Annotated in this window: 14 protein-coding genes; 7 read left to right on the top strand and 7 right to left on the bottom strand. The window is 55.3% G+C overall.

Annotation, left to right across the window (positions count from 1 at the left end):
- The first annotated feature begins 370 nt into the window (after positions 1-370).
- A complete protein-coding gene (malT, locus tag ACUTSU_RS19925) occupies positions 371-3,085 on the top strand; it encodes an HTH-type transcriptional regulator MalT (protein WP_445654635.1) in 2,715 nt (904 codons plus the stop codon).
- Between the two features lie 18 nt (positions 3,086-3,103).
- Here the strand turns inward: malT and ACUTSU_RS19920 are convergent, their stop codons facing one another.
- The 6 genes from ACUTSU_RS19920 to ulaA are packed head-to-tail and all read right to left on the bottom strand — an operon-like array spanning position 3,104 to position 7,531.
- Positions 3,104-3,790, bottom strand: coding sequence for an L-ribulose-5-phosphate 4-epimerase (locus ACUTSU_RS19920; protein WP_445652810.1), 687 nt, complete (start codon positions 3,788-3,790; stop codon positions 3,104-3,106).
- Between the two features lie 4 nt (positions 3,791-3,794).
- Complete coding sequence (locus ACUTSU_RS19915) at positions 3,795-4,649, bottom strand: L-ribulose-5-phosphate 3-epimerase (RefSeq protein WP_445652811.1); 855 nt, start codon at positions 4,647-4,649, stop codon at positions 3,795-3,797.
- Between the two features lie 9 nt (positions 4,650-4,658).
- Entirely contained in the window at positions 4,659-5,315 is a 657-nt protein-coding gene (locus ACUTSU_RS19910; RefSeq protein ID WP_445652812.1) for a 3-keto-L-gulonate-6-phosphate decarboxylase UlaD, read from the bottom strand.
- A 13-nt stretch (positions 5,316-5,328) separates the two neighbouring features.
- Complete coding sequence (gene ulaC, locus ACUTSU_RS19905) at positions 5,329-5,802, bottom strand: PTS ascorbate transporter subunit IIA (RefSeq protein WP_445654634.1); 474 nt, start codon at positions 5,800-5,802, stop codon at positions 5,329-5,331.
- Positions 5,803-5,812: 10 nt separating this feature from the next.
- On the bottom strand, positions 5,813-6,121 hold the full coding sequence (gene ulaB / locus ACUTSU_RS19900; protein WP_445652801.1) for a PTS ascorbate transporter subunit IIB: 309 nt from the start codon (positions 6,119-6,121) through the stop codon (positions 5,813-5,815).
- A 12-nt stretch (positions 6,122-6,133) separates the two neighbouring features.
- Positions 6,134-7,531: a PTS ascorbate transporter subunit IIC gene (gene ulaA / locus ACUTSU_RS19895; protein WP_445652802.1), complete on the bottom strand. Its 1,398-nt coding sequence runs from the start codon at positions 7,529-7,531 to the stop codon at positions 6,134-6,136.
- Between the two features lie 404 nt (positions 7,532-7,935).
- Here ulaA and ulaG point away from each other — a divergent pair, with 404 nt between their 5' ends.
- The 6 genes from ulaG (at position 7,936) to glpD (ending at position 13,985) form a co-directional block, all read left to right on the top strand.
- The gene (gene ulaG / locus ACUTSU_RS19890) at positions 7,936-9,000 is read left to right on the top strand and encodes an L-ascorbate 6-phosphate lactonase (RefSeq protein ID WP_217331882.1); all 1,065 of its coding nucleotides are present in this window, start codon (positions 7,936-7,938) and stop codon (positions 8,998-9,000) included.
- A 119-nt stretch (positions 9,001-9,119) separates the two neighbouring features.
- Complete coding sequence (gene ulaR, locus ACUTSU_RS19885) at positions 9,120-9,875, top strand: HTH-type transcriptional regulator UlaR (protein ID WP_445652803.1); 756 nt, start codon at positions 9,120-9,122, stop codon at positions 9,873-9,875.
- A gap of 83 nt (positions 9,876-9,958) precedes the next feature.
- Entirely contained in the window at positions 9,959-10,285 is a 327-nt protein-coding gene (gene glpE, locus ACUTSU_RS19880; RefSeq protein ID WP_445652804.1) for a thiosulfate sulfurtransferase GlpE, read from the top strand.
- 168 nt (positions 10,286-10,453) lie between these two features.
- Positions 10,454-11,290 (top strand): rhomboid family intramembrane serine protease GlpG, encoded by an 837-nt coding sequence (gene glpG, locus ACUTSU_RS19875; protein ID WP_445652805.1) that lies wholly within the window; start codon positions 10,454-10,456, stop codon positions 11,288-11,290.
- 161 nt (positions 11,291-11,451) lie between these two features.
- Positions 11,452-12,210: a DeoR/GlpR family transcriptional regulator gene (locus tag ACUTSU_RS19870; RefSeq protein ID WP_020837378.1), complete on the top strand. Its 759-nt coding sequence runs from the start codon at positions 11,452-11,454 to the stop codon at positions 12,208-12,210.
- A 266-nt stretch (positions 12,211-12,476) separates the two neighbouring features.
- Positions 12,477-13,985 carry a glycerol-3-phosphate dehydrogenase gene (gene glpD, locus ACUTSU_RS19865; protein WP_445652806.1) on the top strand — a complete coding sequence of 503 codons (1,509 nt, stop codon included), beginning with the start codon at positions 12,477-12,479 and terminating at the stop codon, positions 13,983-13,985.
- A gap of 43 nt (positions 13,986-14,028) precedes the next feature.
- On the opposite strand, the gene glgP is transcribed toward glpD, so the two are convergent.
- The gene (gene glgP, locus ACUTSU_RS19860; RefSeq protein ID WP_445654633.1) at positions 14,029-16,476 is read right to left on the bottom strand and encodes a glycogen phosphorylase; all 2,448 of its coding nucleotides are present in this window, start codon (positions 16,474-16,476) and stop codon (positions 14,029-14,031) included.
- Positions 16,477-16,562: the final 86 nt, after the last annotated feature.

Here is a 16,562-nt window from a genome sequence, read left to right as displayed (position 1 = left end):
CGAAGGCAGCGAGCACCGAGAAAAGGTGAAAAATTGTTCAAGGACGTTAGCATAGATATTGCAGCGGCTATAGTGTTGCACACAGCCGGAAATGCTTTTCTGCCTCTGTGTCACCAAACCGCACCACCACACCGCGACTCCACAGGGATTTGCCTGCAAACGTAAAAAAGTGTGATCAATAGCAATTTAACTCCAAGCCAATGCTGAACCTTGTTGCAATACGTTTAACGTTGTCAGAACTTAGGAGGGGGATTAATTACGAGCCATAAAATAATTAACCTCACTCCGATCCCGGCAGGCGTCGCGATGAAAAAAACGCCATCGGGCAGGCCTACGGCGGCGGGAACCGCGCTTTTCACTCTGGAATACTATGCTGATCCCATCAAAACTGAGCCGTCCGGTACGGCTGCAAAATACCGTGATCCGCGATCGCCTGTTGGCCAAACTCGCCAGCACGGCCAACTATCGCCTGACATTGGTCAATTGCCCTGCGGGATACGGAAAAACGACATTGGTCGCCCAATGGGCGGCCGGAAAATCAGATTTGGGCTGGTACTCGCTGGATGAAAGCGACAACCAGCCAGAGCGTTTCGCCAGCTATCTGATCGCCGCCCTGCAACTCGCCAGCGGCGGTCACTGCGTGAAGAGCGAGGCGCTGAGCCAAAAACATCAGTACGCCAGCCTGTCGGCACTGTTTGCCCAATTGTTTATCGAACTTTCCGAATGGCACCAACCGCTGTATCTGGTGATTGATGACTACCACCTGATCACCAACGATGTCATTCATGAAGCCATGCGCTTTTTCCTGCGCCACCAGCCGGAAAACCTGACGCTGATCCTGCTGTCCCGCACCCTGCCACCGCTGGGTATTGCCAATTTGCGCGTGCGCGACCAACTGCTGGAAATGGGCACGCAACAACTGGCCTTTACCCATCAGGAAGCCAAACAGTTCTTCGACTGCCGCCTGGTGGCACCAATGGAATCGCAAGACAGCAGCCGCCTGTGCGATGAAGTCGAAGGTTGGGCCACTGCGCTGCAGCTGATCGCGCTGTCCGCCCGGCAGTCCACCTCCTCCGCCCAACAGTCCGCCAAACGCCTGGCCGGGCTGAACGCCAGTCACCTGTCGGATTATTTGGTGGACGAAGTGCTGGATCACGTCGACGCTGAGGCGCGCGCCTTCCTGCTGCGCTGTTCGGTGCTGCGCTCCATGAATGATGCGCTGATCGTGCGTCTGACCGGCGAAGACAACGGCCAGCAACGGCTGGAAGAACTCGAACGTCAGGGGTTATTTATCCACCGCATGGACGACAGCGGTGAATGGTTCTGCTTCCATCCGCTGTTCGCCACCTTCCTGCGTCAACGCTGCCAATGGGAACTGGCACTGGAGCTGCCCGGCTTGCACCGTGCCGCCGCCGAAGGCTGGCTGGCGCTGGGTTACCCGGCAGAGGCCATTCACCACGCGCTGGCCGCCACCGACGTCAGTATGCTGCGCGACATTCTGCTGCAGCATGCCTGGTCGCTGTTTCATCACAGCGAATTGGCCTTGCTGGAAGAGTGTTTGAATGCGCTGCCATATGAACGGCTGATCCAAAATCCCAAGCTGGCGCTGCTGCAAGCCTGGTTGGCGCAGAGCCAACACCGCTACAGCGAAGTGAACACCCTGCTGGAACGCGCCGAACAGGCAATGCGCGAGCAAAAAATTGAGGTCGATCGCACCTTAGAGGCCGAATTTGACGCCCTACGCGCCCAGGTAGCGATCAACGCCGGTAAGCCGGAAGAAGCCGAACGCCTGGCTACCGAGGCGCTGAAGTTCCTGCCACTTTCCAGTTATTACAGCCGTATCGTTGCCACCTCGGTGACCGGCGAAGTCCATCACTGCAAGGGCGAACTGGCACGTGCACTGCCGATGATGCAGCAAACCGAGCAGATGGCGCGGCGCCATCAGGCTTACCACTATGCGCTGTGGGCACTGTTGCAGCAGAGCGAGATTCTGATCGCTCAGGGTTTCCTGCAGGCCGCCTTTGAGACTCAGGACAAGGCGTTTGAACTGGTACGTGAACAGCATCTGGAACAATTGCCGATGCATGAGTTCCTGCTGCGCATCCGTTCACAAATCCTGTGGTCATGGTCACGGCTGGACGAAGCGGAAGATGCGGCTCGCGAAGGTCTGAAAATCCTGGCCAACTACCAGCCCCAGCAACAGTTGCAATGCATCGCCATGCTGGCCAAGTGTTCTCTGGCTCGTGGCGATCTGGATAACGCCAATGCGCACATGCAACGTTGCGAAGTGCTGCTGCACGGTACCCATTACCATAGCGACTGGCTGACCAACGCCGACAAACCGCGAGTGATCCTCTGGCAGATGACCGGCGATACTGCCGCCGCGGCCCAATGGCTGCGCCAGACTGAAAAGCCCGGCATGGCGGACAACCACTTTATGCAGGGCCAGTGGCGCAACATTGCCCGGGTACAAATCATGCTGGGCCAGTATGAAGAAGCCGAGGTGGTGTTGGATGAACTCAACGAAAACGCCCGACGCCTGCGACTGGTCAGCGATCTGAACCGTAACCTGCTGCTCAGCAATCAACTTTACTGGCAGATGGAACGCAAAAGCGACGCTCAAAAGGTGCTGATGGAGGCGTTGTCACTGGCCAGCCGCACCGGATTTATCAGTCACTTCGTTATTGAAGGTGAAGCGATGGCACAGCAGCTACGCCAATTGATCCAGCTCAATACGCTGCCGGAGCTGGAAAACCACCGTGCCCAACGTATTCTGCGCGATATCAACCAGCATCATCGGCATAAGTTTGCGCATTTTGACGAGAACTTCGTCGATAAGCTGCTAACTCATCCACAGGTGCCAGAACTGATCCGCACCAGTCCGCTGACACAGCGTGAATGGCAGGTGCTGGGGCTGATTTATTCCGGCTACAGCAACGACCAGATCGCCGGCGAACTGGCGGTGGCCGCCACCACCATCAAAACCCATATTCGTAACCTGTACCAGAAGTTGGGCGTGGCCCACCGCCAGGAAGCGGTACAGCAGGCACAACAGCTGCTGAAGATGATGGGGTATGGTGCCTGATAACGTTTTAACCCAGAGCTATCCTTGGCCGTAATAGGCGGCCACTCCGTGTTTGCGGCTATAATGTTTTGCCAGCAGATGGTCATCAATGCGGCTAATATCAGGATTTATGCCGTAGCTGATCCAGGCCATTTTCGCCACCTCCTCCAGCACCACCGCATTATGCACCGCCTCATCCGGCGTGAGGCCCCAGTTGAATGGGCCGTGCTGGAACACGATAATGCCTGGCGTGTCGAGCGCCTGACGGCACCCCAGGGTTTCTATTATCACCTTCCCGGTATTCAACTCGTATTCTCCGGCGACTTCTTCCGCGGTCAGTCCACGCGTGCAGGCAATATCCCCGGCAAAATAATCGGCATGGGTAGTGCCAAGCGCCGGTATCGACTTACCGGCCTGCGCCCAGGCGGTAGCGTGAGTGGAATGGGTATGCACAATGCCGCCAATTTGTGCATATTCCCGATACAGCGCCAAATGTGTGGGGGTGTCGGAAGAAGGCCGCAAACGCCCCGCCACCACTTCTCCTTGCATATTCACCACCACCATATCGGTGGCCTGCATATTTTCATAAGGTACGCCGCTCGGCTTGATCACCACCAGCCCCCGTTCACGATCAATACCGCTGACGTTGCCCCAGGTGTAAGTCACCAGCCCGTACGCAGGCAGGGCCATATTCGCGGCATAGACCCGCTGTTTCAGTTGTTCCAGCATACTAAGCTCCTATAGCCAACCCGGCCCTTGCCATACGTTCAGTCACCCAAGCTTTCGCCGCCCTCACCTCCTGTAACGGGTCGGTCGCAGTTTCGCTCCACATCTCAATCAGATAGGGTCCGTGGTAGCCACTGTGCAATAAGGTACTAAAACAACCTTCAAAATCGACCACCCCTTCGCCAAAGGCCACGTTTTTAAACTCGCCCGGACGGGTATCCTTTACATGGACCGCCACGATATGCCCGCGACCGGCAACCAGTTCCATCTGCACGTCGTTGTCCCAGGCCGACAGGTTGCCAATATCCGGATACAGCTGAAACCACGGGTTATTCAGGTAATGGGCATAGCCCAGCGCCTTGCTGATCGAGTTCATCAACGGGTAATCCATAATTTCCATCGCCAGCGTCACCTGGGCACGACTGGCCATTTCCACCGCCTGTTTCAAACCGTCGCGAAACCTCTCGCGCGTGTTGTCATTGGCCTGCTGGTAGTAAACGTCATAACCCGCCAATTGAATCACCCGGATGCCGAGATCCTGCGCCAGCCGGATGGCCTTTTGCATAATCTGCAGCCCCTGGTTGCGCACCTCATCATCCTCGCTGCCTAAAGGAAACCGACGGTGGGCGCTCAGGCACAGTGAAGGCACGCGTACGCCGCTGGTCGCAACGGCTTGAACCAGCGCCAGGCGCTGCTCGCTGCTCCAGTCCAGCCTTGCCTGACGGCTGTCGCTCTCATCTATCGACATCTCTACGAAATCAAATCCCAGTTCACCCGCCAGTTGCAGACGCGTCAGCCAGTCCTCTCCCGGCGGCAGCGCCTTTTCGTAGATGCCCAACGGGACGACCTTTTGCAACATAGCCATAATTTACCCCCACAGTTGAGCAATAGCGCGCTTGAACTCACGTGCCGCTGCCACCGGATCCGCAGCATCGCGAATACTGCGCCCGGCGATGAACACATGAATGGGAATGCCCTGGAACAGCGGCAGATCGCTCAACGCAAGCCCACCGGTGACGGTAACCTTGAACCCCATATCGGCAAGGCGCCGAATAGCGGCGATATCTTCATCGCTCCAGGCCACACCGGCAGCCTGTGCATCGCGGCTACGGTGATAAACCACCTGCTGCACGCCCGCCTGACGCCACTCCAACGCTTGTTCCCAGGTCCAAAAGCCGGTCAGTTCGATCTGCACGTCGCCATCGAACTCTTTCGCCACGGCCAGCGCACCTTTGGTGGTATTGATATCGGCGCAACAAATCACGGTGATCCAGTCAGCATTGGCCTCAAAACACATGCGTGCCAGGATCTGACCCGCATCGGCGATTTTAGCGTCCGCCAATACGATCCGATCCGGGTACAAGGCTTTCAGGTCGCGCACTGCACGCACCCCTTCAGCCACGCACAAAATGGTGCCCACTTCAATGATGTCGACTTCGTCGGCGATCAACCGTGTCGTACGATAGGCATCGTCCATTGACTGGTTATCCAGCGCCACCTGCAGCATAGGTAAATGTTGGGTCATCATGCTCTCCTGATTAATGCGTTGCCGCAGCCGCGGACGTTTGATTGATTAAATCCAGTACCTCAGCCACCGTGCGGCAGGCGCGCAAGCGATCAAAATTGGCTTCGTCTTCAAACAGGTTTACCACCTGCAGAATGCCAACTTCCTGATGCGTACGGCTGTCCACCGCAGCCAGGGTGATCAAGATATCGATCGGGTCGTTATCCTCATCGCCAAAGCACACTGGCGTTTTCAACGTGACCAAAGCAAAACCGGTTTTCAGTACCCCTTCTTCCGGACGACCGTGCGGCATCGCCAGCCCCGGAGCCAATACAAAATAGGGGCCGTGTCGTTCAACGCCGGCCAAGATGGCGTTGAAATAGCGGGGTTCCACCACCTCGGCGGCGACCAACAGATCAACGCCCAATTTCACCGCCTGCCGCCAATCGGTGGCTTCTGCCTGCAGCAGGACTGATTTGTTCTGTGCCAGTGAGTCACTCAGTTTCATGGTCGTTCCCTCACTGGCTCAGGTCTTTGGGGAAATGCGCCCCAATCACTTCCATCAACTTGGGGCCAAAGTCGGTCGCAGAAAGCATATTGCGCACGCCGACCACATACTTGTTGCCACTGACGACAATCTCATCCGCCACATGGGTCGACGCGACAATGATGTCAGCGCCGCCCAGTTCGGATTTGTACTCCCCGACCGCACAGCTGTTCACCGTATGCTTTACGCCCTGCTGGGTAAGGAATTGACCGACTTTCATTTTCATGATCATCGAGCTGCCTTGTCCGCAGCCGCATACCGCCAAAATTCGTACTGTCATGGTGCTCTCCCGTTACTGTGAGGCCGTTTCAGCCAGCTGTTTTTCCGCATCTTCTTCCGCGCGCAGGGCGCGCCCGGCGAAGAACATGTAAAGCAGTGCAATCACAATCACCACCCCCATAAACCACAGGCCCAGGCTCAGGCCCTGCATCAATGGCGGTGCCAGAATCGACCAGTCCGCCATCCCCATCCAGGCGCTCAGCCCGGTCAGCTTGACGGCCCAGACGCAGCCGAAGATCTCAATCATGCCCATCACCAGGCAGATTTTCATGGCGGCACGCCAGCCGCCGAAATGATTGGCAAACACGCCGATAGTGGCGTTAGAGAAAAACATCGGAATAAAACCGGGAATGATCATGATGGAAGAACCGAGCACCAGCAGCACCGCCACCGCAATCAACTGGCCAATGGTGCCCCACATAAAGCCCCAAACCACGGCATTTGGTGCAAAGCTGTAAATGGCGGCGCAGTCAATCGCCAGCACCGCGCCGGGGATCAGCCGTTGAGAAATACCATTGAAAGCTTCAGTCAGCTCGGCCACAAACATGCGCACGCCCTGAACAATGATGAAAATCGCCACCGCAAACATCAGCCCGGTTTGCAGAATGTAAATCGTCCAGTGCGTTTTCCCGGCCATGGCCTGCAGCGTATCCAGGCCAAATGAGCAGAGAATGATGCCGAAGAACAGCGTCATGACGATGGCGGTGGAAACGATATTGTCGTGGAAAATATTCAACCAGCCCGGCAGTTTCAATGCTTCCACGCTGTCTTCTTTTTTGCCCAGATAAGGGGCGATTTTATAGGCCACCCATGAGGCGAACTGCTGTTGGTGGCCAATAGAAAAGCCACTGTTTTCGGTTACTGCCTGAGTCGGCTTGAACATCATGTTGGAGGTTATCCCCCAATACAGCGAGGCCAGCAGTGCACTGCACAATACGGTGGTCCACATCCCATAGCCCAGGATGTAGAAAAATACGGCTAACAGCCCAACCTGTTGAAACATGATATGACCGGTGAGCATGATGGTGCGGATACCGGTAATACGCCGCAGCAGTACATAGAGGGTATTGAGCGCCAGCGCCAGCAGCACTGCATAGCCAACCCAGCTGTAGGCGTCACCCATACGCTCAATGGTGGCCATCATTGAGGCGTAGGTATCAGAAATCGCCCCGTTGATGCCGTACACCTCCGATAACTTCGCCACCACCGGTTTGAAGGTGCTGGTCAAAATACCGGAACCGGCTTGCAGCAACATAAAGCCGATAATCGTCTTGATGGTGCCTTTGATGATCACCGCTGCGCTTTTACGCAACAGCACATAGCCAAGCAGCGTGACTAACCCCAGCAACAAGGGGGCGTTAGTCATCACCTGATTAAAAAAAACGGTGAAAATGGTGTAGAGGGTGTCCATCTGGCTCTCCTGGTAGCGTTTGCATGCTTATTGCGCATTGGCGGACGCCACCAGCACCAAGCCAGGCGTCGCAGTCACGCAGGAACATCCTCACCATACCAATCACCAAGAATCACAAAAAGATTATAAATGATTATTTGTGAACAACCTCGCAAGATATAAAATAATTCTATGTTGATTCAACACCCTAAGATTCACTCCGTTGATTACCCATTGAATTAAATTACCTTTTACGCATTTTAAATCCATGTCCCGCAGATAACCCGGTGACAAGCCAAACGCCTTACTGCATTGCCAGCATAAAAAAACGGTGCTAGATTCAGTCAAAATCGATCACATTAAATCTTAAAATGATTATATGTGATTATTTAAAACAATGAACCGCAAATGATGAGGGGTTAACCATGAGCAAAGTCGCAACGATTACGCGCGAATCCTGGATACTGAACACCTTCCCTGAATGGGGAACCTGGTTGAATGAAGAAATTGAACGCGAGCAGGTCGCGCCAGGCACTTTCGCCATGTGGTGGCTGGGATGCACCGGCATCTGGCTGAAATCGGAAGGAAGCGCAAACCTGTGCGTTGATTTCTGGTGCGGTACCGGCAAACAAAGCCACAGCAACCCACTGATGAAGAACGGCCACCAGATGCAACGCATGGCCGGGGTGAAAAAATTACAACCCAACCTGCGCACCACCCCCTTTGTGCTCGATCCTTTTGCGATCAAGGACATTGATGCCGTCCTGGCCACCCACGATCACAACGATCACATCGACGTGAACGTCGCCGCCGCCGTGATGCAGAACTGCGCGGCTTCGGTGCCTTTTATCGGGCCGCAAAGCTGCGTGGACATCTGGATCGGCTGGGGGGTACCACGCGAACGCTGCATCACGGTAAAACCGGGGGACGTAATCAAAATCAAAGATGTGGAAATCCACGCGCTGGATGCTTTTGACCGCACAGCATTGATCACGCTGCCGGTGGAACAAAAAGCCGCAGGCGTGCTGCCGGACGGCATGAACGAGCGAGCGGTAAATTATCTGTTCAAAACACCGGGCGGCAACTTGTACCACAGCGGTGACTCGCACTATTCCAACTACTACGCCAAACACGGTAATGATCATCAGATCGACGTGGCGCTGGGTTCCTACGGCGAGAACCCGCGTGGCGTCACCGACAAAATGACCAGCGCCGACATTCTGCGCATGGCGGAATCATTGAACGCCAAACTGGTGATCCCGTTCCATCACGACATATGGTCTAATTTCCAGGCGGACCCGCAGGAAATCCGCATGCTTTGGGAAATGAAAAAGGATCGGCTCCAATACGGATTCAAGCCTTTTATCTGGCAGGTTGGCGGCAAATTTACCTGGCCGCTGGACAAGGATAATCTGGAGTACCACTACCCACGCGGTTTTGACGACTGCTTTACCCTTGAACCCGATTTGCCTTTCAAATCCTTCCTGTAACCAGGCTATGGGGCATTTTGATGTCATACCTATGCGCACTTTTGAACAGCAATGATTCAAATCGTCAGAAGGTGCGCATATAATCAAAAAAAGTGTCCCCACTCCCTGATGGAGCCTGCATGACTGAGTCCCAACGCCATAATGCCATTCTCGATCTCTTACAGCATAAGGGGCAGATCTCCGTAGCGGACGTGATTACGGCATTTGAAATATCCCCCGCCACCGCGCGCCGCGATATCAACAAACTGAATGAAATCGGTAAACTGCGTAAGGTTCGCAATGGCGCAGAAGCCACCAGTACCCCTCGCGCAGCATGGACGCCACTCAATATCCACCAGGCCCAGCATCTGGACGAAAAAATGCGTATTGCCAAAGCGGCAGCGCAGCTGTGCCAGCCGGGCGAAAGCGTAGTGATTAACTGTGGCTCGACCGCTTTCCTGCTGGGACGCGAGATGTGCGGTAAAGACGTGCAAGTCATCACCAACTACCTGCCATTAGCCAACTATTTGATCGAGCAAGAGCATGACAGCGTAGTGATCATGGGTGGGCAGTACAATAAAACCCAATCAATCACCCTGGCACCGCAGGACGGCGACGCTTCGCTGTATGCCGGCCACTGGATGTTCACCAGCGGCATTGGCCTCACCGCCGACGGCCTGTACAAAACAGATATGTTAACCGCCATGGCCGAGCAGAAGATGCTGAACTATGTCGGTAAACTGGTGGTGCTGGTCGATAGCAGTAAAATTGGTCAACGTGCAGGCATGCTGTTCAGCCGTACCGAGCAAATCGACATGGTGATTACCGGCCGCGAAGCCGCCCCTGCTATCGTAGAACAGCTTCGCCTGCAGGGCGTTGAAGTCCAGTTGGTCTAAAAACCCACAACGTCGCTCTGGTCTTAATTGCCTCGGAGTTGGTTACAATAGCGACATTACTAATTACGAGGCAGTCGGCAGTCATGGAACAGTTTGAAGCGATCAACGTTGAGCAGGCATACAGCCGTTGGAAAGACGGCAGTGCTGCCCTGGTCGATATCCGCGATCCACAGAGTTTTGAAGCCGGGCACACGCCAGGCGCTTTTCACCTTACCAACGCCAGCCTGCAGACTTTTATGCAGCAGAATGACTTTGAGCGGCCGGTGATGGTGATGTGCTACCACGGCAACAGCAGCCGCAGCGCGGCGCAATATCTGCTGCATCAGGGGTTTGACGCGGTGTACAGCATTGACGGCGGCTTCGAGGCCTGGGCACGCCAATATCCTCAGGACGTTGAAACCTCCTCATAATCCTTCCCCCGCCGTCTGCGGCGGGTTCCTTTTTCGCGCTTTTAGTGAGTGTTTTTGCGGGTTTTTCGCAGATCTGCTGCCTGCGCTCAGGATTTCGACGGTATAATCGGCCGTCAACGCCATCGGGGTAAACCGACGGCTAAAATCATTCACTTAGACGGAAAAGCCATGGTTAGAGTAATCGCCGTATCCAATCCCCGCCTGGCGCAGGCCTTTGTCGACTACATGACGACACAGGGCATTGAGCTTAGGGTGCACAATACCGGCGAGGCGGCGGAAATCTGGCTGGCGGACGACAGCCATCTGGAGCAGGTGCAGCACGAACTGCAGCAGTTCCTGATCGACCCGCTTAACAGTCGCTATCGCGCCGCCAGTTGGCAGGCCGGCAACACCGCAGCCGACCTGCACTATCAGGGCTTCTCCTATCTGCAAATCCTGCGCAGCAAAGCCGGGCCGCTGACGCTCGGCGTGATGGTGTTGTGCATTGCGGTATATATCCTGATGCAGGCGCTGGGTGACGACACGGTGATGTACTGGCTCTCCTGGCCGCAAAACAGCAGCCAGTACCTGCAACTGTGGCGCTGGGTCAGCCATGCTTTCCTGCATTTCTCGCTGCTGCACATCACCTTTAACCTGATGTGGTGGTGGTATCTCGGCGGCCCGATGGAAAAACGCCTCGGTGCCGGCAAGCTGTTCGTGCTGGCGGTGGTCTCGGCCTTTTTCAGCGGTTGGGCGCAATCGCTGTTCAGCGGTGCCTTGTTCGGTGGCCTGTCCGGCGTAGTCTATGCGCTGATGGGTTACTGTTGGCTTAGCGGCGAACGTGCACCGGAACGCGGTCTGATGCTGCCACGCGGCCTGATGGTGTTTTCGGTTCTGTGGCTGGTGGCCGGATATTTCGATATTTTAGGAATGTCGATCGCTAACGCGGCACACGTAGCCGGTTTAGTGTTAGGGTTATTGATGGCATTTTGGGACACGCGTCATCGCGCGCACAACGAACAATAACAGCCAGGTACAAGCCAGGCGTTTTATAACCGTCATACTTCAAGCTGCATCTTTGTTGGTTGCGTCCATTCACCCCAGTCACATAGTTCGCTATGCTCTTGGGGATTCACGGACTTACCGCCGCGATACGGCTCGAATTATTTAGGGTATAGGGGATTACCGTGAAGCAAACACAGCGTCATGACGCAATTATCGAGCTGGTGCGCCTGCAGGGGTATGTCAGCACGGAAGAACTGGTCGAACATTTTGACGTCAGCCCGCAAACGATTCGCCGTGATTTAAATGACCTGGCCGATCAGAACAAAATCCAACGCCACCACGGTGGGGCAGCCTTGCCTTCCAGTTCGGTCAATGCCGCCTACAACGATCGTAAAGTGATGTGGTCGGAACAGAAAGCGCGTATTGCCCAACGCGTCGCCAGCCAAATCCCGGACGGTGCCACGCTGTTTATCGACATCGGCACCACGCCGGAAGCGGTCGCTCATGCACTGATGAACCACAAGAACCTACGCGTGGTGACCAATAACCTGAACGTCGCCACCCTGCTGACTGCCAAGGAAGATTTCCGTCTGATCCTGGCCGGTGGCGAAGTCCGCACCCGCGATGGCGGCATCATGGGCGAGGCCACGCTGGACTTTATCTCCCAGTTCCGTCTCGATTACGGCATTCTCGGTATCAGCGGCATCGATATGGACGGCTCGCTGCTCGAATTCGACTATCACGAAGTGCGCACCAAACGCGCAATTATCGAAAACTCGCGCTGCGTCATGCTGGTGACCGACCATTCCAAGTTCGGCCGTAACGCGATGGTCAACCTCGGTAACATGAACCTGATCGACTATCTGTTTACCGACCAACTGCCACCGCCAAGCGTGATGAAAATCATCGAGCAGTACGACGTACAGCTCGAACTGTGCTAAGCCCTTTCCATCCCGTTTAACCCTGCGGTACCGCTTTTTACCTCCGTTATTCCTGCCGTTTTCTCCGGGGTTCAGCCTGCTGGCCCCGGTCATTCCATCTCTAAATAACCCTTCTTTTTGTATACCTACTATCACCAAACTGTTACCTCTATCACGCCTAAATGTTTTTGTTTGGTTAAGTCTTGGCTTGTTTGTTGGTTTTTGATTACAATCATGAGCGAAAACGAACATGAAAGAGCTATTTCGAACATCTGGAGGAAGTTGACGTGGAAACCAAAGACTTGATCGTTATCGGTGGCGGCATCAACGGTGCCGGCATCGCGGCCGATGCTGCCGGGCGCGGGCTGTCCGTTCTGCTACTGGAAGCGCAAGACTTGGCCTGTGCTACGTCTTCCGCCAGTTCCAAACTGATCCACGGCGGCCTGCGCTACCTGGAACACTACGAATTCCGTTTGGTGAGCGAAGCGCTGGCCGAACGTGAAGTACTGCTGCGACTGGCACCGCATATTGCCTTCCCAATGCGTTTTCGTCTGCCGCATCAGCCGCACCTGCGCCCAGCCTGGATGATCCGTATTGGCCTGTTCCTGTACGATCACTTGGGTAAACGCACCAGTCTGCCAGGCAGCAAGGGTTTGCGCTTTGGACCAGAATCGGTGCTGAAGCCTGAATTGAAGCGCGGTTTCGAATATTCTGACTGCTGGGTTGACGATGCTCGCCTGGTGGTATTGAACGCCCAGGAAGTGGAAAAGCGCGGTGGCGAAGTGCGCACCCGCACCAAAGTGACCCGCGCATGGCGTGAAAACGGCCTGTGGATTGTGGAAGCTGTCGACGTCGACAGTGGCAAAACCTTTACCTGGCGCGCCAAGGGCCTGGTGAACGCCACCGGCCCATGGGTGAAGCACTTCTTCGACGATGGTCTGAAGCTGAAATCCCCTTATGGCATCCGTCTGATCAAAGGCAGCCACATCGTGGTGCCGCGCGTACACGAGCAGCCACAGTCTTATATTCTGCAAAACGAAGACCACCGTATAGTCTTCGTGATCCCATGGAATGACGAATTCTCAATCATCGGCACCACCGACGTGGAGTATCACGGCGATCCGAAAGACGTGAAGATCGACGATAACGAAATCAACTATCTGCTTAAAGTGTATAACGACCACTTCAAGAAGCAGTTGGGCCGTGACGATATCGTCTGGACATACTCTGGCGTGCGTCCGCTGTGCGACGACGAGTCAGACTCGCCGCAGGCGGTGACCCGGGATTACACGCTGGACGTGCATGACGAGCAGGGTAAAGCACCGTTGCTGTCCGTATTCGGCGGCAAACTGACGACCTACCGCAAGCTGGCTGAGCATGCGATGGAAAAACTGGCGCACTACTACCCTGGCTGTGGCCCGGCGTGGACCAAAAACGGTTCGCTTCCAGGGGGGGATATCGGTGGCGATCGCGACAGCTACGCCGCAAAACTGCGCCGTGAGCACAGCTGGTTGCCGGAATCCCTGGCACGCCGCTTTGCCCGCACCTACGGCAGCCACAGCGAGCTGATCCTGGCCAATGCCAATAGCCTCAGCGACCTGGGCGAAGATTTCGGTCATGGCCTGCATGAAGCCGAGTTGCGCTACCTGATCGACAAAGAATGGGTGGTGGAACTTGATGACGCTATCTGGCGCCGTACCAAGCTGGGTATGTGGCTGGACGAAGCACAGCAGGCACGGGTAAAAGCCTGGCTGGCAGAACACGCGAAAGTGAAAACGCTGTCTCTGGCATCGTAAACCGCTAAACGTTAAAAGGGCCGGAAATCCGGCCCTTTTGTATTTACAGCTTGATAGGTTTGATGTGCCAGATTTCGTCCGCATACTCCTGAATGGTACGGTCGGAAGAGAAGTAGCCCATGTTGGCGATATTCAATATTGCCCGCCGCGTCCAGTCATCCTGATTACGATACACCTCATCCACCTTGTCCTGCGTATCCACATAGCTGCGGTAATCGGCCAGCAGTTGATAGTGATCGCCCAGATTAACCAGTGAATCAAACAGGTTACTGTAGCGCTTTGGCTCCTCAGGGCTGAAAGCACCTGTAGCGATCTGAGTCAGCGCCTGATGCAACTCTGGATCCTGCTCATAGTAAAGATGCGGGTTGTAACCGTTGCGTCGCAGTTCTTCTACCTGCTCGGCGGTATTGCCGAAGATAAAGATGTTCTCCTCCCCCACGTGTTCCAGCATCTCTACGTTAGCTCCGTCCAGCGTGCCGATAGTCAGCGCGCCGTTAAGAGCAAACTTCATATTACTGGTGCCGGACGCCTCGGTGCCCGCCAGTGAGATTTGCTCGGAAAGATCCGCCGCCGGAATGATCATCTGCGCCAGACTGACACCATAGTTCGGGATAAACACCACTTTCAACTGCGTATGCACGCGCGGATCGTTGTTGATCACCTTGGCGACATCGTTGATCAAGCGGATGATCTGCTTGGCGGCGTAATAGGCCGAAGCCGCCTTGCCGGCAAAGATCACCACCCGCGGCACCCGCTCGGCTTCCGGATCCTGCAGCAGACGGTTATACAAGGTGATCACGTGCAGTACGTTGAGCAACTGCCGTTTGTATTCGTGGATACGCTTGATCTGTACGTCGAACAGCGCGTCCGGGTTGACCACCACATTCAGCGTTTTGGCGATGTAGGTAGCCAGTCGCTCCTTGTTCTGCCGTTTGGCGGCCTGCACTGCCTGCAGGAAGCTCGGGTAGTCGACATTGGCCTTTATCTCGCTCAGTTGGCTGAGATCGGTGCGCCAGGTCTGGCCGATACTGTCATCAAGTACGGCGGATAACGGACGGTTAGCCAGCCCCAGCCAGCGGCGTGGCGTAACACCGTTGGTTTTGTTGCAGAAACGATCGGGGAAGATATGGGCGAAATCGGCAAACAGTGATTGCACCATCAGCTCGGAATGCAGTGCGGAAACGCCGTTAACCTTGTGGCTGGCCACCACCGCCAACCAGGCCATACGCACCCGACGGCCATTGGTTTCATCAATGATCGACACTCGCGCCAGCAGGTCATTGTCACCCGGTGCGACTTCCTGTACGTGTTTGAGGAAGTGATCGTTAATCTCGAAAATCAGTTGCAGGTGACGCGGTAGGATCCGGCCAATCATATCCAGCGGCCAGGTTTCCAGCGCTTCGCTCATCAGCGTGTGGTTGGTATAGGAGAACACCTTTTCCACCACGGCCCAGGCATCCAGCCAACTGAATTTATGCTCGTCGATTAACCGGTGCATCAGTTCCGGGATCGACAGTACCGGGTGGGTGTCATTCAGGTGAATGGCAATCTTGTCTGCCAGGTTGTCGAAGCTTTTATGCATCGTCCAGTGGCGGTTGAGGATATCCTGCACCGTGGCCGACACCAGGAAATACTCCTGTCGCAGGCGAAGTTCACGTCCGGAATAGGTGGAATCATCCGGGTACAGCACGCGTGAGACGTTCTCCGAGTGGTTTTTATCCTCAACGGCCGCGAAGTAATCCCCCTGGTTGAATTTACCCAGGTTGATTTCATTACTGGCCTGGGCACTCCACAACCGCAGCGTGTTAGTCGCATCGGTATCAAAACCGGGGATCACCTGATCGTAAGCGGCGGCAATAATCTCTTCGGTTTCTACCCAACGTGCCTTGGCGCCTTCCTGTTGAATGCGGCCGCCAAAACGCACCTTATAGCGAGTATTGTGACGTGGGAATTCCCACGGGTTGCCATATTCCAGCCAGTAGTCCGGGGATTCCATCTGCTGGCCGTTGACGATATTTTGTTTGAACATGCCATATTCATAACGAATGCCGTAGCCACGTCCCGGCAGCGCCAGCGTCGCCAGCGAGTCAAGGAAACAGGCCGCCAGCCGCCCCAGGCCACCGTTGCCGAGGCCAGGATCGTTCTCTTCCTCCAGCAGCTCACCCAGACTCATCCCCATCTCATTCAATGCGTCGTCAATATCCTGATAAATTCCCATCGACAGCAGGGCGTTGGACAGCGTGCGGCCGATCAGGAACTCCATCGACAGGTAATACACCTGACGCACATCCTGTGAAAGTTGCGCACGGTTAGAACGCAACCAGCGTTCCACCATACGGTCGCGAACCGCAAACAACACGGCATTCAGCCAGTCATGCTGGTTGGCAATCGCCGGATCCTTGCCGACAATAAACATCAATTTATAGGCGATGGAGTGTTTCAGCGCTTCAACACTGACCGTGGGTGAGGTGTAACTAATCGGTGAAGTCATAGCTTTTCGATCCCAAGTTCGTGGCTGCCCGTCGCCTTTCAAGCCGCAGCGTTGTTACCTGCTTACAAGGCCCATCCATGGTCCTT

It is taken from the genome of Serratia sp. NA_13 (genome assembly GCF_052691735.1).
This window is presented reverse-complemented; position numbering and strand designations above follow the sequence as displayed.

Coding starts and splice junctions, on each gene's coding strand:
- ulaC (WP_445654634.1), bottom strand. CDS start 5,802: ATGAAACTGAGTGACTCACTGGCACAGAACAAATCAGTCCTGCTGCAG.
- ulaA (WP_445652802.1), bottom strand. CDS start 7,531: ATGGACACCCTCTACACCATTTTCACCGTTTTTTTTAATCAGGTGATG.
- glpE (WP_445652804.1), top strand. CDS start 9,959: ATGGAACAGTTTGAAGCGATCAACGTTGAGCAGGCATACAGCCGTTGG.
- glgP (WP_445654633.1), bottom strand. CDS start 16,476: ATGACTTCACCGATTAGTTACACCTCACCCACGGTCAGTGTTGAAGCG.
- ACUTSU_RS19910 (WP_445652812.1), bottom strand. CDS start 5,315: ATGACCCAACATTTACCTATGCTGCAGGTGGCGCTGGATAACCAGTCA.
- ulaR (WP_445652803.1), top strand. CDS start 9,120: ATGACTGAGTCCCAACGCCATAATGCCATTCTCGATCTCTTACAGCAT.
- ulaG (WP_217331882.1), top strand. CDS start 7,936: ATGAGCAAAGTCGCAACGATTACGCGCGAATCCTGGATACTGAACACC.
- glpG (WP_445652805.1), top strand. CDS start 10,454: ATGGTTAGAGTAATCGCCGTATCCAATCCCCGCCTGGCGCAGGCCTTT.
- ACUTSU_RS19915 (WP_445652811.1), bottom strand. CDS start 4,649: ATGTTGCAAAAGGTCGTCCCGTTGGGCATCTACGAAAAGGCGCTGCCG.
- malT (WP_445654635.1), top strand. CDS start 371: ATGCTGATCCCATCAAAACTGAGCCGTCCGGTACGGCTGCAAAATACC.
- ulaB (WP_445652801.1), bottom strand. CDS start 6,121: ATGACAGTACGAATTTTGGCGGTATGCGGCTGCGGACAAGGCAGCTCG.